The organism is Spirosoma foliorum (genome assembly GCF_014117325.1).
GTDB classification, from domain to species: Bacteria; Bacteroidota; Bacteroidia; order Cytophagales; family Spirosomataceae; genus Spirosoma; species Spirosoma foliorum.
Window position 1 is genome coordinate 4832985 of the sequence record NZ_CP059732.1, and the last position, 18254, is coordinate 4851238.

Annotated in this window: 15 protein-coding genes; 5 read left to right on the forward strand and 10 right to left on the reverse strand. The window is 45.6% G+C overall.

Features of this window, described 5'->3' with window-relative positions; genetic code table 11:
• Nucleotides 1–161: 161 nt before the first annotated feature.
• From H3H32_RS20585 to H3H32_RS20605, 5 genes are all read right to left on the reverse strand, one after another.
• Complete coding sequence (locus H3H32_RS20585; protein ID WP_182457520.1) at nt 162–668, reverse strand: hypothetical protein; 507 nt, start codon at nt 666–668, stop codon at nt 162–164.
• Between the two features lie 39 nt (nt 669–707).
• Nucleotides 708–1118: a hypothetical protein gene (locus H3H32_RS20590; RefSeq protein WP_182457521.1), complete on the reverse strand. Its 411-nt coding sequence runs from the start codon at nt 1116–1118 to the stop codon at nt 708–710.
• 343 nt (nt 1119–1461) lie between these two features.
• Nucleotides 1462–1854, reverse strand: coding sequence for a DUF983 domain-containing protein (locus H3H32_RS20595; protein ID WP_182457522.1), 393 nt, complete (start codon nt 1852–1854; stop codon nt 1462–1464).
• A gap of 126 nt (nt 1855–1980) precedes the next feature.
• Nucleotides 1981–2850, reverse strand: coding sequence for a helix-turn-helix domain-containing protein (locus H3H32_RS20600; RefSeq protein WP_182457523.1), 870 nt, complete (start codon nt 2848–2850; stop codon nt 1981–1983).
• Nucleotides 2851–2981: 131 nt separating this feature from the next.
• On the reverse strand, nt 2982–3719 hold the full coding sequence (locus H3H32_RS20605; protein WP_182457524.1) for an SDR family oxidoreductase: 738 nt from the start codon (nt 3717–3719) through the stop codon (nt 2982–2984).
• Between the two features lie 411 nt (nt 3720–4130).
• On the opposite strand from H3H32_RS20605, the gene fabF reads away from it, so the two are divergent.
• Complete coding sequence (fabF, locus tag H3H32_RS20610) at nt 4131–5378, forward strand: beta-ketoacyl-ACP synthase II (protein ID WP_182457525.1); 1248 nt, start codon at nt 4131–4133, stop codon at nt 5376–5378.
• A gap of 196 nt (nt 5379–5574) precedes the next feature.
• Complete coding sequence (locus tag H3H32_RS20615) at nt 5575–7623, forward strand: alpha/beta hydrolase domain-containing protein (RefSeq protein WP_182457526.1); 2049 nt, start codon at nt 5575–5577, stop codon at nt 7621–7623.
• Nucleotides 7624–7851: 228 nt separating this feature from the next.
• Here H3H32_RS20615 and H3H32_RS20620 read toward each other — a convergent pair whose 3' ends face one another.
• A complete protein-coding gene (locus tag H3H32_RS20620) occupies nt 7852–10659 on the reverse strand; it encodes a substrate-binding domain-containing protein (RefSeq protein WP_182457527.1) in 2808 nt (935 codons plus the stop codon).
• Nucleotides 10660–11318: 659 nt separating this feature from the next.
• On the opposite strand from H3H32_RS20620, the gene H3H32_RS20625 reads away from it, so the two are divergent.
• Nucleotides 11319–11543 carry a hypothetical protein gene (locus H3H32_RS20625; protein WP_182457528.1) on the forward strand — a complete coding sequence of 75 codons (225 nt, stop codon included), beginning with the start codon at nt 11319–11321 and terminating at the stop codon, nt 11541–11543.
• A gap of 171 nt (nt 11544–11714) precedes the next feature.
• On the opposite strand, the gene H3H32_RS20630 is transcribed toward H3H32_RS20625, so the two are convergent.
• Both H3H32_RS20630 and H3H32_RS20635 read right to left on the reverse strand, forming a co-directional pair.
• Nucleotides 11715–12497: a helix-turn-helix transcriptional regulator gene (locus tag H3H32_RS20630; RefSeq protein ID WP_182457529.1), complete on the reverse strand. Its 783-nt coding sequence runs from the start codon at nt 12495–12497 to the stop codon at nt 11715–11717.
• A 110-nt stretch (nt 12498–12607) separates the two neighbouring features.
• Nucleotides 12608–13384, reverse strand: a complete 777-nt coding sequence (locus H3H32_RS20635) for a helix-turn-helix transcriptional regulator (RefSeq protein ID WP_182457530.1) — start codon at nt 13382–13384, stop codon at nt 12608–12610.
• 401 nt (nt 13385–13785) lie between these two features.
• Between H3H32_RS20635 and H3H32_RS20640 the strand changes: the two genes are divergently transcribed.
• A complete protein-coding gene (locus H3H32_RS20640) occupies nt 13786–14256 on the forward strand; it encodes a lipocalin-like domain-containing protein (protein ID WP_182457531.1) in 471 nt (156 codons plus the stop codon).
• 87 nt (nt 14257–14343) lie between these two features.
• Nucleotides 14344–14802: a DUF1440 domain-containing protein gene (locus H3H32_RS20645; protein ID WP_182457532.1), complete on the forward strand. Its 459-nt coding sequence runs from the start codon at nt 14344–14346 to the stop codon at nt 14800–14802.
• Nucleotides 14803–14884: 82 nt separating this feature from the next.
• Here the strand turns inward: H3H32_RS20645 and rodA are convergent, their stop codons facing one another.
• Together rodA and H3H32_RS20655 are read right to left on the reverse strand one after the other, a co-directional pair.
• Nucleotides 14885–16165 carry a rod shape-determining protein RodA gene (gene rodA / locus H3H32_RS20650; RefSeq protein WP_182457533.1) on the reverse strand — a complete coding sequence of 427 codons (1281 nt, stop codon included), beginning with the start codon at nt 16163–16165 and terminating at the stop codon, nt 14885–14887.
• 89 nt (nt 16166–16254) lie between these two features.
• Nucleotides 16255–18207, reverse strand: coding sequence for a penicillin-binding transpeptidase domain-containing protein (locus H3H32_RS20655; RefSeq protein ID WP_182457534.1), 1953 nt, complete (start codon nt 18205–18207; stop codon nt 16255–16257).
• Nucleotides 18208–18254 lie beyond the last annotated feature (47 nt).

The window sequence follows — 18254 nt, forward strand, 5'->3', positions numbered from 1 at the left end:
AGGGCTTCAATACCTGATCGGTTTGTCATTGAAACAAGTTAAACTTCTTTCAGAAAGACTATTTTTTGTCATTCCGACGAAAGGAGGAATCTTGAGCTTGACTAATATACAACTTTGAGATTCCTCCTTTGTCGGAATGACAAAAAATAAGTTACTAATTCTTAGCATCCTGGGCGCCCGTTTACCGAAAAATAAAGCCAGTTAACCGGCAAGCATGTATTGGACGCTTTCACCTTGATAACACGCCTGGCTACCGAGTCCGTTTTTCTGGCCGGTTCAATAATCAGATCGTCTCCTGGGTGAGCGAATGCCAATACGTCCGCCACCTCGATACGGTAATATATGGACTGAGCACTCTCGAGCACACTTTGTTCGGCCACCGTACCTAACCGCCGAATATAGACTCGAAAAGGAACCTTTGTGGCTTCTTTCGATTCAGGGTCGCCTTCCACCAGGGCTAGTTCTCCCCGACTGGCCTTGGTGAATGTACTATAATCCAACGGTTTATCATTCAGCACAATTGGGTTACCATAAAAGTTAACTTTTTTAGCTGGTTCACTTCCCCGGACTTCGTTATGCACGGGCATCATTCGTGCCTTTTTAACCTTTGCATTTGTAAACAATGGTATCAACGCCAATGAGACTAGTATAAAAAGTTGCTTGATCATCAGAAGAGAGCGATTAAAGGTGAGTGCTTGATTACACGATTATTGAACCAGAATTTCATTATGCGGTAAAGCATACGACTTATCCAATGTCAGCAGAACAATATGGTCGCCTTTATGACATTTTGCCAATACTTTCTGAACAGGCACCTGTTTAAACGCTTCTTTTGAATAAAGCACCAGCGTTTGAGTTGCTTTGTCGCGGATCGCAATTTTAAACGAAATCGGGTCAACAGCTTTGCTTTCCGTCGATGATAGTTCTACTGTATTTACGGTCAGTTTACCCGTCGACGTAGCGGGTAGTTTGCAGGTTCCTCTTGGCGAGTATTCATTCACGACCATTTTGTTGCCGACAAAAGCAGCCGCACAGTCTTTGAAAGCCTGCTGGCCATAGGAAAGATTAGCCAGAGTGCACCCACCAACGATGAGCGCAAGTCTCATTACATTTCGCATGATTTTTCGTGTTTAATTCGTGATCAAACAAATGTATGAGACCCCTATACATCAGTCGGTAAAAGGCTGTAAAACCTTGTAAAGGAATTGTAAAACCTTAAGAGACTGTCTAAATTTCACAAAAACAGTCTCGGTTTTACCCCCCCCCTGAAGGGGGCTTATTCTCACGATGAGCTTAGCCCCCTTCAGGGGGGGGGGTAGGGTAAGTAATTGAAAAACCTGATTTTAGACAGCTTTTCAAATCTGCCTTTTTAACAGGGGTCATACAAAAGGTCGTGCTCCGATTTACTCTTTACAGTTTGAGTAAATCGGAGCACGACCTTTTGTAAACAGGCTTGTAAAACTACACTTGATGAGGGATTCCGGCTTTATGTTCTGGTTTCGGTGCAATGAACAAGGTTAGCCATGTTCGGCGGGCCATCCGAAAGAAATAGGGAGTCAGCAGTACCAGAGTTGGAATCAGGCCAACCAGGTAATAATCCACATCAACGTTCAACCATTGAACAAAGATGAAAAACGTAGTCAGGGTATAAATGGTGTAAAACGCATAGCTCACAAACATAGAGGCCCAGTAAAAACCAGGTTCAGGCATGAAGTTCTCGCCACAATGTGGGCAATGCTCATGCATTTTGTCAAAATTTTTGCTGAAGGCACTCTTCGCTACAAAGAAATCTCCTTCATGACAACGGGGACATTTATTGAAAACAACGCTATATAATCGGCTATCGGTTAACATGGCTTGGGAGCAAAGGGCAGACGACTTTGTCTGAAAATCAACTGTTGCTCAGGCAGTTTTTACTTGACAAAGGTAACGGACTGCAAATCGCTCTGAAAAGACAAACCAAGCTATGTATGGTACAAATCACCGATGAGCTCCCGCTAATTGCCTGAATTCGGCGGGAGTCTGTCCTACTGTTTTTTTGAAAAACCGCACAAAATAAGAAGGGTCTTCGAAGCCCAGTTGAAATCCTATTTCCTTTACCGACTGAGCCGTGTGGGTTAATAATCGCTGTGCTTCAATCGCAATTCGCTCATATAAAAGCTGACTGGCGGTTTTACCGAGCACTTTTTTGCAAATATGATTCAGGTAATTTGGCGTCAGGTTCATCTGGTCGGCATAAGCGCTCACCTCTCTAACCGTCAGAAATTGGCTTTCGATCAACTCTTCATAATCCCGAATCCGATCGTAGAAATGGGTATCCGTTCCCATCCATTGTTGATTATAAATCCGGTTGGCGGTCTCTAACAGAATATGCACAAACGATAGAAAGACATCAGCCCGATTAGGTTGTTGATTTTCATATTCCTTGTATGCATACCGAAACAAGTCGCTAAACAGGGGTTGCTGATCGGTTACTTCCAGCAAGGGCTGGTGCTGGTGCGAATGAAAAAACGGATACTGATACAGCCGATTCCCAAAGCGTCCCCGAAAGAAATTAGCGTCGAAAAACAGATTATATCCCTGAACATCAGCAGACAGCTCCCAGCTGTGTACCTGACCGGGCGTAAGAAAGTAAAGTTGAGAAGGCCCGATCGGATATGTTCTAAAATCGATGGTATGTGTGCCGCTCCCCTGCACAATCCACATCAGCAGATAGAACGTATGCGAATGCGGATTGTCGATCCCTTTAAATTCCTGCACCAGTTTCTCCAGGCGAGTCATGTAAAAGAGCGCATCGGGTTCATGACGCGGAAACGACTGAAGCTTATAAACAGGAACGGCCAGGGACATGCTGAACTTTTTGAGGCAAAATACACGAAAAACGAGTAGGTATTCAGCAATAGTGTCAGTTTTGAGAAACTGACACCACGCTACCAGCAATGCCTCATGCAATCAACCGGCTTGTCAGCCAGTAACGTACCCTAGCCATTCATAGCTGCCAGAGCACTAGCGGGTGAAGAAAGCGACAAGGCATAAATCTGAGCGGTGTCGCCCACGTGAATTTCGTACTCGTCGTTTTCCAGTGCGTTAAGTAAATCGTCGGCAACTACCGAGGGAGCAATTCCATTCGCTCCGCCAATGGCCTGCGAGAAATCAGTATTGACCAGCGGAGGCATCAGCTCAAACACTTTCGTAGTTGAGCTTCTTTCAAGCGTGATGCGCAACGATTGGGTGTAAGAGTGCAGAGCAGCTTTGCTGGCAGCATAGGTTGGTAAGGTGTGGCTGGGGGCAAAGGCAACGATCGATGATACATTCACGATGGCCGAATTTTCCTGCTTACCCAGTAAAGGAATCAATTTTTCGGTGAGCCGGATAATTGAAAGGTAATTGGTGAGCATTTCTTCACGCGCCTTATCAAAGGCATTCGCTTCTGCTTCCAGCTTATAATAGAATGCGTTTCCGGCGTTGTTGATCAGAATATTCAGATTAGGGAAGTCGGCATATAATCTGTCTACTAACCCATTTATCTCTTCTTCATTCGTTACGTCGCAGACAATAGCCGTTACGTTTTTCAGTTGGGCAGCCGCTTTCTTCAAGCGATCTTCACTTCTGCCGGTAATAATTACATGATTCCCTTTTTGGTCGAATTGCTTGGCGATTTCAAATCCGATGCCTGCGCTTCCACCAGTAATTAAGATGGTATTCTGAGTCGTTTTCATTTTACGAACAATCTAAGCGAATGAGTTGATAATAGGCCGATGTTTTCAAGATAGTGAATAGCACCTGTCGACCAGTGGCAATAAAATACCGATTGGTATATTTTAGTTCAAAAAGTCTCAATCTTTTTTTTTGCTCGAAACAGATCATCAACTATTTCCTCTCTTCGCCCAAAGAGTCCAGGCAAGGTCAATTAGGAGTATAAAGGGGCCATAGTGATGGAACGAAGTCTCTCTATCAAACTGTTATCCGCATACTGAGCGAATCAGGCCCGTTGTTTTGAGAAAACAGCACGAAAAGAAAATATACCTTTCGGTACAATATTTAATATCTTTGCCCGCTTTTTACTCAGATCGATGAACTGATCATTGGTTTACCAACTAGCTCAGTCCTTATTTTAGCATCAACGAAAAATGTTACACCGAGTTGTTATTACAGGTATTGGCGCATTAACTCCCGTAGGCAATGACATTCCAACTTTTTGGGAAAATGTTGTTGCCGGGCGCAGTGGAGCCGCTACGATTACTCACTTCGATGCGTCTTTATTCCGGACGCATTTCGCGGCCGAACTCAAAAACTATGCGGCTTCGCAGTTTTTAAGCCACGCCGACATCAAACGGACCGATCCCTTTACGCAGTACGCACTCATTGCTTCCGATCAGGCCATCAAGGATTCTGGTTTTGATCTTTCCCAAATGGACCCGTTCGATGTCGGTGTTATCTGGGGCTCAGGTCAAGGTGGTATGGAAACGTTTGAGCAACAGGTAACCGAGTATGTTCAGGGAACTGGTCAACCTCGGTTCAGCCCGTTCTTTGTCCCAAAGCTTATCGTCAACATGGCATCGGGTATGATTTCGATTCGTAATGGCTATATGGGCATTAATTATACGACGGTTTCGGCTTGTGCCACCTCGAACACGGCGATTATGGATGCGTTCAACTACATCCGGCTTGGGAAAGCTAAAATAATCATAACTGGCGGCTCTGAGGCCCCGATTACGCCAGCCTCGTTCGGTGGTTTTAGCGCCCTAAAAGCCATGTCGACTCACAATGATGATCCAGTTGCGGCCTCGCGTCCGTTCGATGTTCATCGGGACGGGTTCGTTATGGCCGAAGGGGCTGGTGCCCTGGTTTTGGAGGAATATGAGCACGCGGTGAAACGGGGCGCAACGATTTACGGCGAAATTACGGGAGCTGCCATGACGGCCGATGCGTACCACATGACAGCCACCCATCCAGAAGGTTTAGGAGCAGCCAAAGCCATGCAACTTGCTTTAGATGAGGCTGGATTGACGATTGCCGACGTAGATTACCTGAACACCCATGCTACCTCAACCCCTCTCGGCGATATATCAGAAATAAAAGCGGTAGCCAAGCTCACTGGTCCAGATAAAACCAAACTTAAAATCAGCGCAACCAAGTCGATAACCGGTCATTTACTGGGAGCAGCTGGAGCCATCGAAGCCATTATTTGCCTACTCTCGATGCGCGACAACGTCATTCCGCCTACGATCAACACCACTGAGTTAGACCCCGAAATTCCAAAAAATCTATCGATTGTTTTGCAGGAAACCATCCCGTTCGATGTCCGAACGACGATGAGCAACACCTTTGGGTTTGGTGGTCATAATGGCACGGTCATTTTTCAGAAGGTGTCTTAAAACCACTAAAATTTCTGAATCATAATCTCAAGTTGCTCCCCTCTCCCAAAACGGGAGAGGGGCCGGGGGTGAGGGTAAAGGGATTAATTTTCAGCTTATAGGGAATTATTGAGTTTCTCATCTCTTACAAATACAAGTCGGAAAGAGCAAGTAGGTCAGATCGAAAAAAGGATTTTACCCAAAAGAAACCTTCCTTATGCACAGGCCGAAATCTGTTCGACAAATAGCCCTTATCAACTGCCTATTCGTCATCGCGATGCTTGCCGGGTCAATGGCTCAGGCCCGTATCATTCGAATCGAGATCACCAGCCGACAGGCACCAACGTTTGAGGGTAAGGTATTTGGGCAAGTAGGTGCTTATGAAAAACTTCGGGGAAAAGCTTATGGTGAACTTGACCCAGCCAGTCCCCAAAACGCGCTTATTACCGACATCCAACTGGCACCCCGTAATGCCAAAGGTATGGTTGAGTATGCAATGGACATTTACATTCTCAAACCCATTGATCTGGCAAAAGGCAATCACAAGCTTTTTCTAGAAGTAAATAATCGGGGAGGTAAACTCTTTGGCGGGTTCAACAAAAGCAGTGGCGGCAATGACCCTTCAACAGCAGCACAGGCAGGTGACGCCTTTCTGATGAATCGAGGGTACAGCATTGCCTGGAACGGATGGGACCCATCGGCAAATCCCACAAACAACAACCTGACTATCAGCGTCCCCATCGCTAAAAACACAGATGGTTCGACCATTACAGGTCCCTCCTACGAATATATAGTTTACGACAATGCAACGTCGACGAATTACACGCTAGCCTACCCTGCCGCGACAGTAAACAAAACCCAGGCAACGCTTACTGTACGCAATCATTTACAGGATACCCCCACCGTTATTTCGGCCGATGGCTGGGAATACGTCAATGAGCGCACGATTCGGCTACTACCAGCCGGAACACCGTTTCGACAAAGTGCTGTTTATGAGTTTGCGTATACCGCCAGTAATCCGATAGTGGCAGGTATTGGGCTGGCGGCAACGCGAGATTTTGTTTCGTTCCTGCGCTATGCTACTGCCGACGATTTTGGCAACCCAAACCCATTGGCCAACGATATCAAATTTACATTTTCCTTTGCCGTTTCTCAACCGGCTCGTTATCTCAATGACTTTCAAACCTTGGGTTTTAATGCTGACGAGACAGGGAAACGGGTTCTTGATGGAATTGAAAACTGGCTGGGTGGCGGAAGTGGCATCGGCCTGAATGTTCGGTTTGCTCAACCGTCCCGCACCGAGCGAAATCGCCAGAACCACCTCTACCCTGAAGCAGTTTTTCCGTTTGCGTATCCCGTTATGACCGATCCGTTTACGGGGAAAACAGCAGGCCGTATTGCAGCCTGTTCGGCAAGCAACACCTGCCCCAAGGTGTTTGAGGTTAATTCAGCAAACGAGTATTGGGTCAAAGCTGCTTCGCTCCTGCATACCGATCCCAAAGGCAACGATCTGCCCGACCCCGAGAATGTTCGCTTTTTCCTCGTGGCTGGTGCTCAGCATGGTACTGGCAATGCAACTTCACGCGGCATGTGTCAACAATTTCAGAACCCTACCAATGCTGACCCAGTTTTGCGGGCGCTATTTATGGCACTGGACGACTGGGTAACGAAAAGCATTGAGCCGCCTAAGAGTGCTGTACCCCGGAAGTCAGCCGGGAATGCCATAATTGCCCTTCCCCAACCGGGTTTGCAAACGGGCGTTGTGCCTCAGGAGAAACTTGGCTGGCCGACTATTCCGGGGGTAACGTATACGGGAATTATCACAACGCGTTATCAGCTTGATTTTGGCCCCACTTTTAACCAGGGGGCTCTAACCAATTATCCACCCGCTATAGCCAATCGACCGACGTATGTAAATTTTGTATCTAAAGTTGACCATGATGGCAACGAGATAGCGGGCATTCGTTTACCCATTGTTGCCGTCCCGACGGCCACCACCACAGGCTGGGCTTTACGAAGTACCGATTTTGGCCAAAACGAAGGTTGCGAAGGCGCTGGCCAATACATACCGTTCAAAAAAACAAAAGCCGAACGGATAGCAAGTAACGATCCACGCTTGTCGTTAGAGGAACGTTATCGTACCCATGACAACTATGTCAAGGCCATTGTACAATCGGTTAATGAATTGGTTAAACAACGTTTGTTACTGCCCGACGATGCACAGGATTATATCAAAACTGCCGAAGCCAGCGATGTATTGAAGTAATTTCATCTATATACTTTCCCCCAAATGGCTTACTCTCGCTGACAGCTATTGTAGTGGTGTCAGTTTCTTAAAACTGACAAGCGAGGTTTCTCAAAACCTATCGAATAGGCTGTCAGCTCAGTTAGGTTTTAAGAAACCTAACGTGTCAGTTTTAAGAAACTGACATCACCATTTGTTTAACCCGACAGCTATGTCTCCTCACAGGCCCGAGAAAGAAACAATCAAATCCTACGTATTCACAGGTGACTTTCTAAATTCGGATGGCGTCTTCTTCGTATGTTGTTTAAAGAATGTAGTGAAGTAAGCGGCCGAATTAAAGCCTGTTTCGTCCGCAATTTCGGCCATAGGCTTATTGGTCTCTTTCAGGAGGTACTTGGCGCGTTTTAACCGGATTTCGGTCAGGTAATCCATCACATTCATATTGAGCAGCGCCTGTACTTTCCGATATAACTGCACCCGCGAAAGCCCCATTTCGCGACTCAACTTTTCAACCCCAAAGGCCGGATCGGTCAAGTTCTGCTCGATCAATACCGTAAGCTCATTCAGGAATTTTTTCTCCTCCCGATTACCGGATTGTGGAGCAAAATCAGACGCAAATCGCTGTTGCCATTTCTGTCGATTGGCCAGCGTTGTGCGAAGCGTTTCCAGTAGATGTGTCGTGTTAAAGGGTTTTGTCAGGTAGATATCAGCTCCGGCGCGGGTACCCTCAATGCGATTTTCCACCTGCCCATTGGCCGTTAGCAACACTACCGGAATATGCGAGGTGCGCAAATCGGTTTTTATTCGCTGCGTCAATTCTAAGCCATCCATAGCATCGGCAACCTGCCCCGACAGCATAACATCGCTGATAATCAGGTCAGGAATAATTTCCAGGGCCCGCTCCCATCCCTTTTCGCCAGTACTTTCGGCAACAATGTCATATTCAGTAGCCAGGCGAGTTGTCAGAAATGTCCGGAGATCGTCGTTATCTTCGATAATCAGCAGTGTACCAGCCTGTTTGGTCGGCAACGAAACAGGCATTGGCTCCACATCATCGCTAAGCTCTGTCAACTGGTGTTGTTGAAATAGCGGATTTCGACTCGTCGACCTAACCATTTCGTCCGCCGTCAGGTGTTGATTACCGAGTGGTAACAACAGTGTAAACGTGGTCCCCTTATCCTTAACGGATTGCACACAAATAGTACCCCGGTGCAGTTGAATGAACTCCATCGATAGCGCCAACCCTATCCCTTTAGACAGATTAAATGACTTAGCTCCACTATAAAATAAATCGAACGCGTGCGCCTGTTCATCTGGGGTCATGCCCTGGCCATTGTCCTGAACCTGAATTTGAATTTGTGTATCCAGCCGATCCAGCCGAACATGGATCAAGCCACCTTTGGGTGTGTATTTAAACGCATTCGATAACAGATTGAACAACACCTTGTCGAGCTTCTCAGCGTCGAACCAGACAAGTTCGTTCGAGAGGTTTGTGATCAACTGAAGATCAATTCGCTGTTTTTCAGCCTTGCGCCGAAAGTCCAGAACGATGTCACGCACAAACGCAACAATATCCTGTTCCGCCGTGCGCAATTGCTGTTTCCCGGCATCCGTCTTACGCAAGTCCAGCATTTGATCGACTAGCCGCAGGAGTCGATACGCATTTTTCTGCACCATCGACAGGTTACTTCGGAGATCGTATGAACTGACGTTTTTCTTTCCCAGCAAATCTTCCGTGGGTGTCAGAATCAGACTTAGGGGTGTATTGAATTCATGCGAGATATAGGAATAAAACCTAAGCTTTTCTTCGGTGGCCAAACGAGCCTGCTGCGATACCCGTTCAATTTCATCCTTTTGTTCCCTGATCGCTCGATTCTGTTTTTCCAGTAATTGGTAAGCTCCCTGCTTCGTCCGAAATAAATACAAAGCCCATCCGCCAAGTGCAATAGCAACAATCAGGCTACCGAGAATAAAATACAGCGTATTTTTCTGGGATGTGTAGGTTCGATTTAATGCCTCTATGCGGTCACTTTGTTTTTCAATATCGGCCTGTTGTTCTGCTATTTTAGCATTCTGAAGTTTCATCATCCGTACATTCGACGAATCGACCAGCGTGATGGGCAATCGGTTCTCACGCTTGAACGCTTGTTTTTTTAGGATCGCCAACGCCGTCCGAATCGCTTCCTTTCCTCCGGTGGGATAAAGCACTGTCGCTTTCAGAATACCTCGTTCTACGAGATCAATGCCTTCATTTTTACCCGGCAACCCATCCACGCCAATAATTTTCACGCGCTGGTCGAGCCCTAATTGCCTACATATTGTATGAGCCTTTAGGGCCGTGCGGTCGTTCTGCGCGAAAATAAGTTGAACGGTTGGCTCAGCTTTCAGCAATTGAGTCAGTTCATCGGCGAATGAATGTTTATCCCAATCGCCTTCCAGCTTTTTCACCAACCGAATTCCGGGATGATGACTAATCGCTTCAACAAAACCACGGTGCCGATCAATATCAGCCGACGACCCCGGCGATTCTCCGATCTCGACTACCTTTCCTGCTCCGTCCAGGAGTGTATTGGCATAAGCTCCGGCAGTACGCCCAACTTCCACATTATCGGCCCCGACATAAGCGATGTACTGATCGGATACGGTTCGCCGGTCCAATATGATTACAGGAATTCCCTGTTGGTAAGCTTTTTCAACGATGGGGGTAATAGGCCGGGCGGCATTCGGCGACACAATGAGCAGGTCGACGTGCTGATCGATAAGTTCCTGAATTTGTTTAACCTGCTTATCACTTTGCCCACCTGCGTCTTTCACCAGAAAATCGATATCGGGATAAAATGACAACTCTCGATTCATATCCTCCAGCATGGTTTTACGCCAACTGTCGGTCTCCGTTCGCTGCGAAAAGCCAATCCGATAGGTCTTCGTTTGGGAAGACGTCTGACAACTGGTCAGGCCTAATCCGATCAGGCTAAGTAAGAGACAGCCTGTCCTAAAAATATACTTTCTGTCTACCGGTGGTTGCACAGTTAGTAGCCAACGAAAAAAAATAGTCATGAGCGAAGTTGGCTCAAATTTTCAACACTGTTTAATCACAATATATGTGGATTTAAACAAAAAGTCTAAAACCAATAATATCGCTATGTTAACGCAAAGTTGCCAATAGGATAATCAGTGCCGCTGTTAACATTCGTATTTAACTGGAGCAATGATTTTACGTTTTTATCTAGGTATCTATCCTAGCACAAGCGAGAGTACAAGGCCAGATCCTTCCTCTATCAGCGCCTAAAATCATATTACTTCCTAAAGAATCACTTGTATAATTAACCTTTTCGATGAAAAATCAAAGGCACTTTTTGTACTATACCAACAAAACCAAACTATTCTAGTACTCATTTCTGTTATATAGTTGAGAGGAACAAGTTTTCGACATGGCTCTACCTCTATTGATTATTAATAAATTACTATAGTTATGAAATTCTCACACGCGCTAAAACACGAAAACAAAGCAAGGGCGACGTGGATCAGTATTTGTACTTTTTCTCGTTTATTCACCCTAGGCTTTATTAATCGAAACGCCCAGGGATTCGAAGGTCTGGCCCGACTTTCAATGCCCTTTGGTGGCAATATTCGCCCCCCGAATTTAATCGGCTTTCCATCTTCCTGATTTAGAGAAACTTCTCTAAAGAGGCTAAACATACTAAAATACCATCATTATGAATTCCTTAGAAAAACGTCTTATTTCATTACAACAAAAGCTGGAACATCTGAATGCTGAGATGGCTACCTTAATTGCCTTGGCATCTTCCGAAAAAACCATTGATTCGGTTACGGACGTTCAGGCAAACCCATCTATTGGCTCAATAACCTCAACTGGTAAACGGTCTTCGGTCGGCCTCAATCGATACCATCAGTTACGTACCCATGAAGGTGCACTATAGTCATCAATTTTGCCAAAAAGCCGTTGCCATCACAACGGCTTTTTGGCAAAATTATGGTCCAGTAAACACCAATCTCGCAACCTTAAATCATGTGGTAAACATGCCCGGTGGGTATGACGGTAGTCAGCTAAAACTTACAGAGAATTACTGACAGATGAAGTCGTACAGTGCCTACAACAGCCGATAAACTTTCAGGAAATTTATCAAGTCGGTCGTGTCGCTCATGCCCATTTTCCGAATCATTTTCTGACGATGCGTATTAACCGTGTTGGGACTAATAAACAGTTTTTCAGCAATTTGATCGCTGGTCAGGCTCAAGTTCAACAACTTCAGGATTTCTAACTCACGCTTAGTTAAGAGATCGATCGGTTTACATTGATTCGAATCATCGACTTCAAAAAGTAAATGTTCTTTTCCGTCAGTTAAATGAAGGTGCTGTTTTTGAATGCGTTTAACGTAGGATATATCGGACACCAGGGCAAGCAGGAAAAGAATATTACCCTTCGAGTCGGTTTTGAGAACGATACTTTCCTGACATATCCGGGCAACGCGGCCATCTTTACGCATCAGGCGATAATCAAAAATAGCCCGAAACGACTTTAGTTTTTCCGGAGGCAATGCAGCAACATAGGCATTAATCACTTTTGTCATTTCTTCAACCCCTGGCCGGTCGGCAAGAGGAATTCGGGCAATGAGGGCCTCTACACCTTCTTTAAAAAACAGTTCTTTAGACCAACCACATACATTTTCGACATCGCCTAAAATCAATGGATAGTGCATTCTGGTAATATCTTTTACCGCCAATGCCGATCCTTGTAATAATAGGGTCTGATTTAACAGAGGGTTGTGCGCAAGCATTTCGCTGATCTCACTGATATCGGCAGCTTCAACACCCTTGTTCCACGCTTTTTGAAATGATCCGAAACTAAACTGATTCTGATTAACGGCGCTCATATGGGTTAGATTAATTAGTGGATAAAAGGAGAAAGCGACAACTCAAAACTGAAGTCAATGGACAATGAATAACACACCATGTGCTAACTATTTAACCATTATTCATTGACTTAAATGAGCCGATATATTTTCAGAAAATTCAGAAGATCGGTTGTATTACCTAACCCCATTTTTCGAATCATTTTCTGACGATGCGTATTAACAGTATGTGTACTAATAAATAATTGTTCGGCAATTTGTTCACTAGTCAGGTTCTGACTCAGGAGTTGAGCAATTTGCATTTCCCGTCGACTAAGTACATCGATCTGTCGGTATTGATCGGTTGTAGTATCAATAGCATATAATTGTCGTTCAGATCCATTTAGAAAACAGAGATGCTGAGTACCTTCTTTATTCAAATGTGAGATGTCGGATGCTAACGCCAGCGAATAAAGCATCCGTCCTTCGGAATCGGCTTTTAAAATGACACTTTCCTGCCCTATTCGTACCTGCTGCCCATCTTTTCGCATGATTCTGTAATCATATATTGTACGCAAAGATGGAAGTTCGGCAGGACTAAACCTTCTGACGTAATCATTGATGAGTTGTGATATGATTGTAAAACCTGCCTGATCGGCAGGTAAGAATTTAGACATGTAAAACGCGGCTCCACCCTCAAAAAGCTCTTCTTTACTCCAGCCCACCAGGTTTTCCAAATCTCCCCACATACCCACGTATTGAAAGGTGCTGATGTCGAGTATTGCCAACGCTGTCCCCTGAAGCAATAACGTTTCATGCAACAGTGGATTCACCTGAATCAATTCTTCAATTTCTGCAATGTTCGGTTCAAGCAAATCGGAACGCCATATCTTTCTAATCAGCGAAAAACTATAATCATAGGTGGACATATCAACTGGCTTTCGGTGTGAATAATCACCAAAAATACTGAATGATCAGTATTGAACACATGGTCACTTGATGCGTTTCTTTGTGAACGTAAACGAATTATATGTAGCACCTATTGAGAAATAGGGTGCAGAGATGGCGATTGTAGCTTGCTTTTTTTGCAGATTCAGGTAATAAAATTTGTCAGGCGAATCCTACCCAATGAACAGAACTTTCTACCTTATCCACGTATAATTTCTATCCACACCTCTCCTAATTTACTGATAGTGAAACGTACTGGTCAGCAATAAAATTACGCTGGTACGCCGTTCGCTAACGACTAACTGCCGTTCACTCAAAGGTTTTCCCTTTTGGTTGAGCGGCAGTTTAGTTTACGGCCTCAAACCAACAAATACACTAGCTTATGGGCCGCTCCTTCTTTTTGATAACGCTGATTACCCTTCTTGGAACTGCTTTTCGTCCAATACTTGCTCCTGCCTTCGATACAGTTACAGGCACCTGGAAACGCACGTCTATGCTGCTGGTAGACGGTGACGGAAAAACAACCGATATGAATAAGATGATGGAGAAGAACATGCCTTGTACAAAGGATATAACCTACACATTCAGTGCCGACGGGACGCTGAAAACGAACGTTCCAGATGCTTGCGGAGCCTTAAAGAAAACCATCGAATCCATGAATGCATCGGGCCGGTGGACAATGAGTGGAAATAAGGTACTTGTTACAACTACGATGAAAGACATTCCACAAGCTACTTATGAGGTCAATCTTCAGGGGAATACCATGACCTGGATTTTCAACTACGATGAAAACCCTAAAATGCCAAACCCGACCAAAGCCAAACGCATGACGATCGTTTATCAACGCGTTTGATTTCCTGGAATTATGGCTATCTTGACAACCTAATTCATACTCTAAATCCCTGAAAGTAAGCACGGTTACGCTAACTGACCTACCACTATGAAAACGCCCGCTCGCACAATTGTCCAGGCCGGCCTGGTAGCTGGTATTCTGGATGCTATTGCCGCTATGGTCATGACGATAATTAGAGGAGGTAAAGACCCCTCGGCCGTTTGGCGGTACGTAGCCAGTGGAGTTTTCGGGCCAGAAGCGTTAACGGGTGGCGTGCCAATGGTTCTCTGGGGACTGGCATTTCATTTTTTTATCGCGTTGACATGTGCCGCTTTTTACTTTCTGATTTACCCGCAACTACAACGATTTATCACGAGTCCGGTTGCCATTGGTTTACTCTATGGCATATTGATTTGGCTAGTCATGAACCGAGTTGTTCTGCCGTTGAGTAGGGTTCCCTCTGCGCCATTCGATCTTTCTAAAGCAGCCATAGGTATGGCAATTATCATGATCATGGTCGGATTGCCTATTTCCCTTATTGTGAACAGGCATTATTCGGGCCGGTGATTAGTAGCGACTATTTGTGGAATAGTATTCGCTTCCTGTAGGCCCAATTGCGTCCAGCCCGTTTCCATCAGCTAGGCATTCCTTAACGCCACATGGCGCCTGCCCGACGGGAATCGAGTTTAAGAAAGATGAACAGCAGAATAGAAAACGACCAGAGCGAGGAGCCGCCGTAACTAAAAAATGGCAACGGAATCCCAATAACGGGCATTAGACCAATGGTCATCCCAATGTTGACCATCACGTGGAAGAAGATAATTCCGGCCACACAGTAGCCATATACTCGGGCAAATTTGGTACGTTGCTTCTCGGCCAGAATCACAATACGGGATAGGAGTGCAACAAACAACGCTACAACAACCAGACTACCCAGAAAGCCATGCTCTTCGCCAATCGTGCAGAATATAAAATCGGTACTTTGCTCGGGTACGAAGTCAAATTTAGTCTGTGTTCCTTCCAGAAAGCCTTTACCCTGAAGTCGGCCGGAGCCAATGGCGATTTTTGCCTGTGTAACGTTCCAGCCCACACCGAGTGGATCAATCGTTGGATCAACTAATACCTTAATTCGGTTTCGCTGGTGTTTTTGCAGCACATTGTTCACAAAAAAGTCGACGCCAGCCACATAACCCATCATGACCAGCCCAACTAACCCCATCCCAAGCAGATTAGGTAACGTACGATTATAACGGGGCATCAGTAGAATTACGAGCAACAGCAAGACAACGATTCCCAAAAAGATATACAACTTGGCAAACACAAGCGCCAGGATAAATAAAGCGGCTGCCGACAAACCCACAGCCGGAATCCAGCCCGGTAGCCCCTCCCGATAAAGCATAATAGCAAACGAGGCAAATACAAGCGTAGAGCCCGTTTCATTAGAGGCCAGAATCAGAATACAAGGCAGCACAATAATGCCGGCAATGTACATCAGGTCTTTCTGTTTGGACAGATTAATACCCGGAACATCCAGGTATTTCGCCAGTGCCAGCGCCGTTGCTACTTTGGCAAATTCGGCTGGTTGAAGGGTAAACGATCCGAACTTGAACCACGACCGCGATCCATTTATGTTGCTTCCGAGAAAAAGTACCAGAATCAACAGCAAAATCATAAAGCCGTAGAAGACAAAGGCAAACGTGTCGAAAAACGTGTGGTTGATAACCAGAACACAGATAATCAGAATCACGGTTGTACCAATCCACATTAACTGTTTTCCTGCGTTGGTCGACAGGTCGAACAGGCTAGTGTGATCTTCAGGGCTGTATACAGCAGCATAGACATTGAGCCAGCCCATCGTAACGCAAGCGAGATACAACAGTAGCGTGAGCCAGTCAATGTTTTGTGAGAAGGGGTCGTTTTGACGAGCCAAGGTGAATTATGATTTACGATGTGCGAGTTACGAATTACGATGTATGATTTAATGAAATCATACATCGTAATTCGTAACTCGTAATTCAGTTAGTTTCCGCTTACAGCCATTGTCGAAACTGATTGAGGTTTGGTGACCGTCATCAGTGGTTTGGCAGCAGGTGTTTTCTGAGTTGTGTCTTTTTTAGGAGCAACAGGCTTCTTCGCTCCAGGAAGGAATTGCGCGGGTGGCAGGTAATTCGATGCTTTCACCTGTTCATCCAATTTCAGGGCTTCGGTTTTGCGTTTCAAATACCGCTCGGCAACCAGAGCGGCTACAGAAGCGGCTGCTTTACCTCCCCAACCTGCGTTTTCAACAAACACGGCAACCGCAATTTTAGGGTTGTTCATTGGGGCAAAACCGATGAAAATGGAGTGGTCAAATTTGTGGCCAAACTTAGCGTTCTGGGAGGTGCCGCTCTTGCCACACAGTTCAATATTGGTTGTATTTACTAAAGGAGTTACCGTTCCGGCAAGAACAGCCCGTCGCATTCCGTCAATTACGGGGAGGTAATATTGATAGTCGATGCCTGTTTGGTGCTTTTCAAGATATTCCGCCGGAAGACCTGCTCCTGGTTTTCCAAAGCCCTTGATATAGTGAGGAGTAATATACCAGCCCCGGTTGGCAATGGTCGCGGCCAAGTTAGCCAGTTTCAGTGGACTAATCAGCAATTCGCCCTCTCCAATACTTAATGAATAGACGTTGGAAAACTTCCAGCGCAATTGACCGCGGTAGGCTTTATCGTAATATTCCGGCGTAGGCAGGTTTCCTTTTAGTTCACTTGGCAAATCGATACCGAGCCGAGCGCCCATCCCAAACTTTTCGGCCATGTCGTGCCATTGCTTCAACCCAATTGCCGATGCCTTAAATGTATTGTGTTCCCCATTGAAATAGAGAAACTTACGAAATACATAGTAAAAATAAGGGTTACAGGAATTTTGAATCGCCCCACGCAGGTTGTTCCCTCCACGGCAGTGGCATCGCATCGGCGATCCGCTGTGTCCATAAACGGTATTGGGAAAAAGAGAACCTTGTTGCTGCGCAATTAAAGCCTGAATCAATTTGAACGTCGAACCGGGTCGATAACTGGCCATAATGGGCCGATTAATGAGCGGTTTATAGGGATTCTTAATCAATGCGCGGTAATTCTTCGAAAAGAATCGGCTCGATAGCAGATTCGGGTCATAGGTTGGAGCCGAAACGGAGACCAGAATTTCGCCTGATGAGGGTTCGATTGCCAAAACGGAACCCACTTTATTCTGCATTAAGCTATCAGCGTATTTCTGAACTTCTACATCAATACCCGTAATTAAATTCTGCCCGGCTACCGCCAAAGTATCGAACTCTCCATTTTTCCAGGAGCCTTTGTTTACCCCCCGAACGTTCTGCATCATAAACTTAACGCCCCGCTTGCCTCTCAACTGCTCTTCGTATTGTTCCTCCAGACCGTTATGTCCAATATAATCGCCTTGCCGATAGTATACGATGTCCTGATTTTCGAGTTGCTTTTTACTGATTTCACTCACATACCCGAGCGCATTCGCCATCGTATGAGCCGGATACGTGCGCATGGAGCTAATCACCGGTTCAAAGCCCCGATAATCGACCAACGCATCCTGAATTCGGGCAAAATCTTCTTTAGAGAGTTGCCGTAAGAACAGCGACGGTTTTACGGCCGAATAGTTCTTGGCCAACCCCATGATACTATCGAAATCGGCAGGGGTAATGGCCATCATCCGACAGAATGCAGCCGTATCAGGAATTCGCACCTGCTTGGGCGTGACATATAAATCGTAAACGGGTGTATTGTAGACGATTAATTGATTATTCCGGTCATAAATCTGACCTCTATACGGTATTTCGACAACCCGCTTAATGGAGTTTTTCGATGCGCCTAGCGAGTAGGTATCGTCTAAAACCTGCAAATAAAACAACCGAGCCAGATACGTTAATCCGACTATGCAAAAAAGGCCGATAATGACCCACTTCCGATTCTCTAACATGAGAATAAATTCCGTTCAATCAAGCGATGTACTCTCTACAAAGTTAG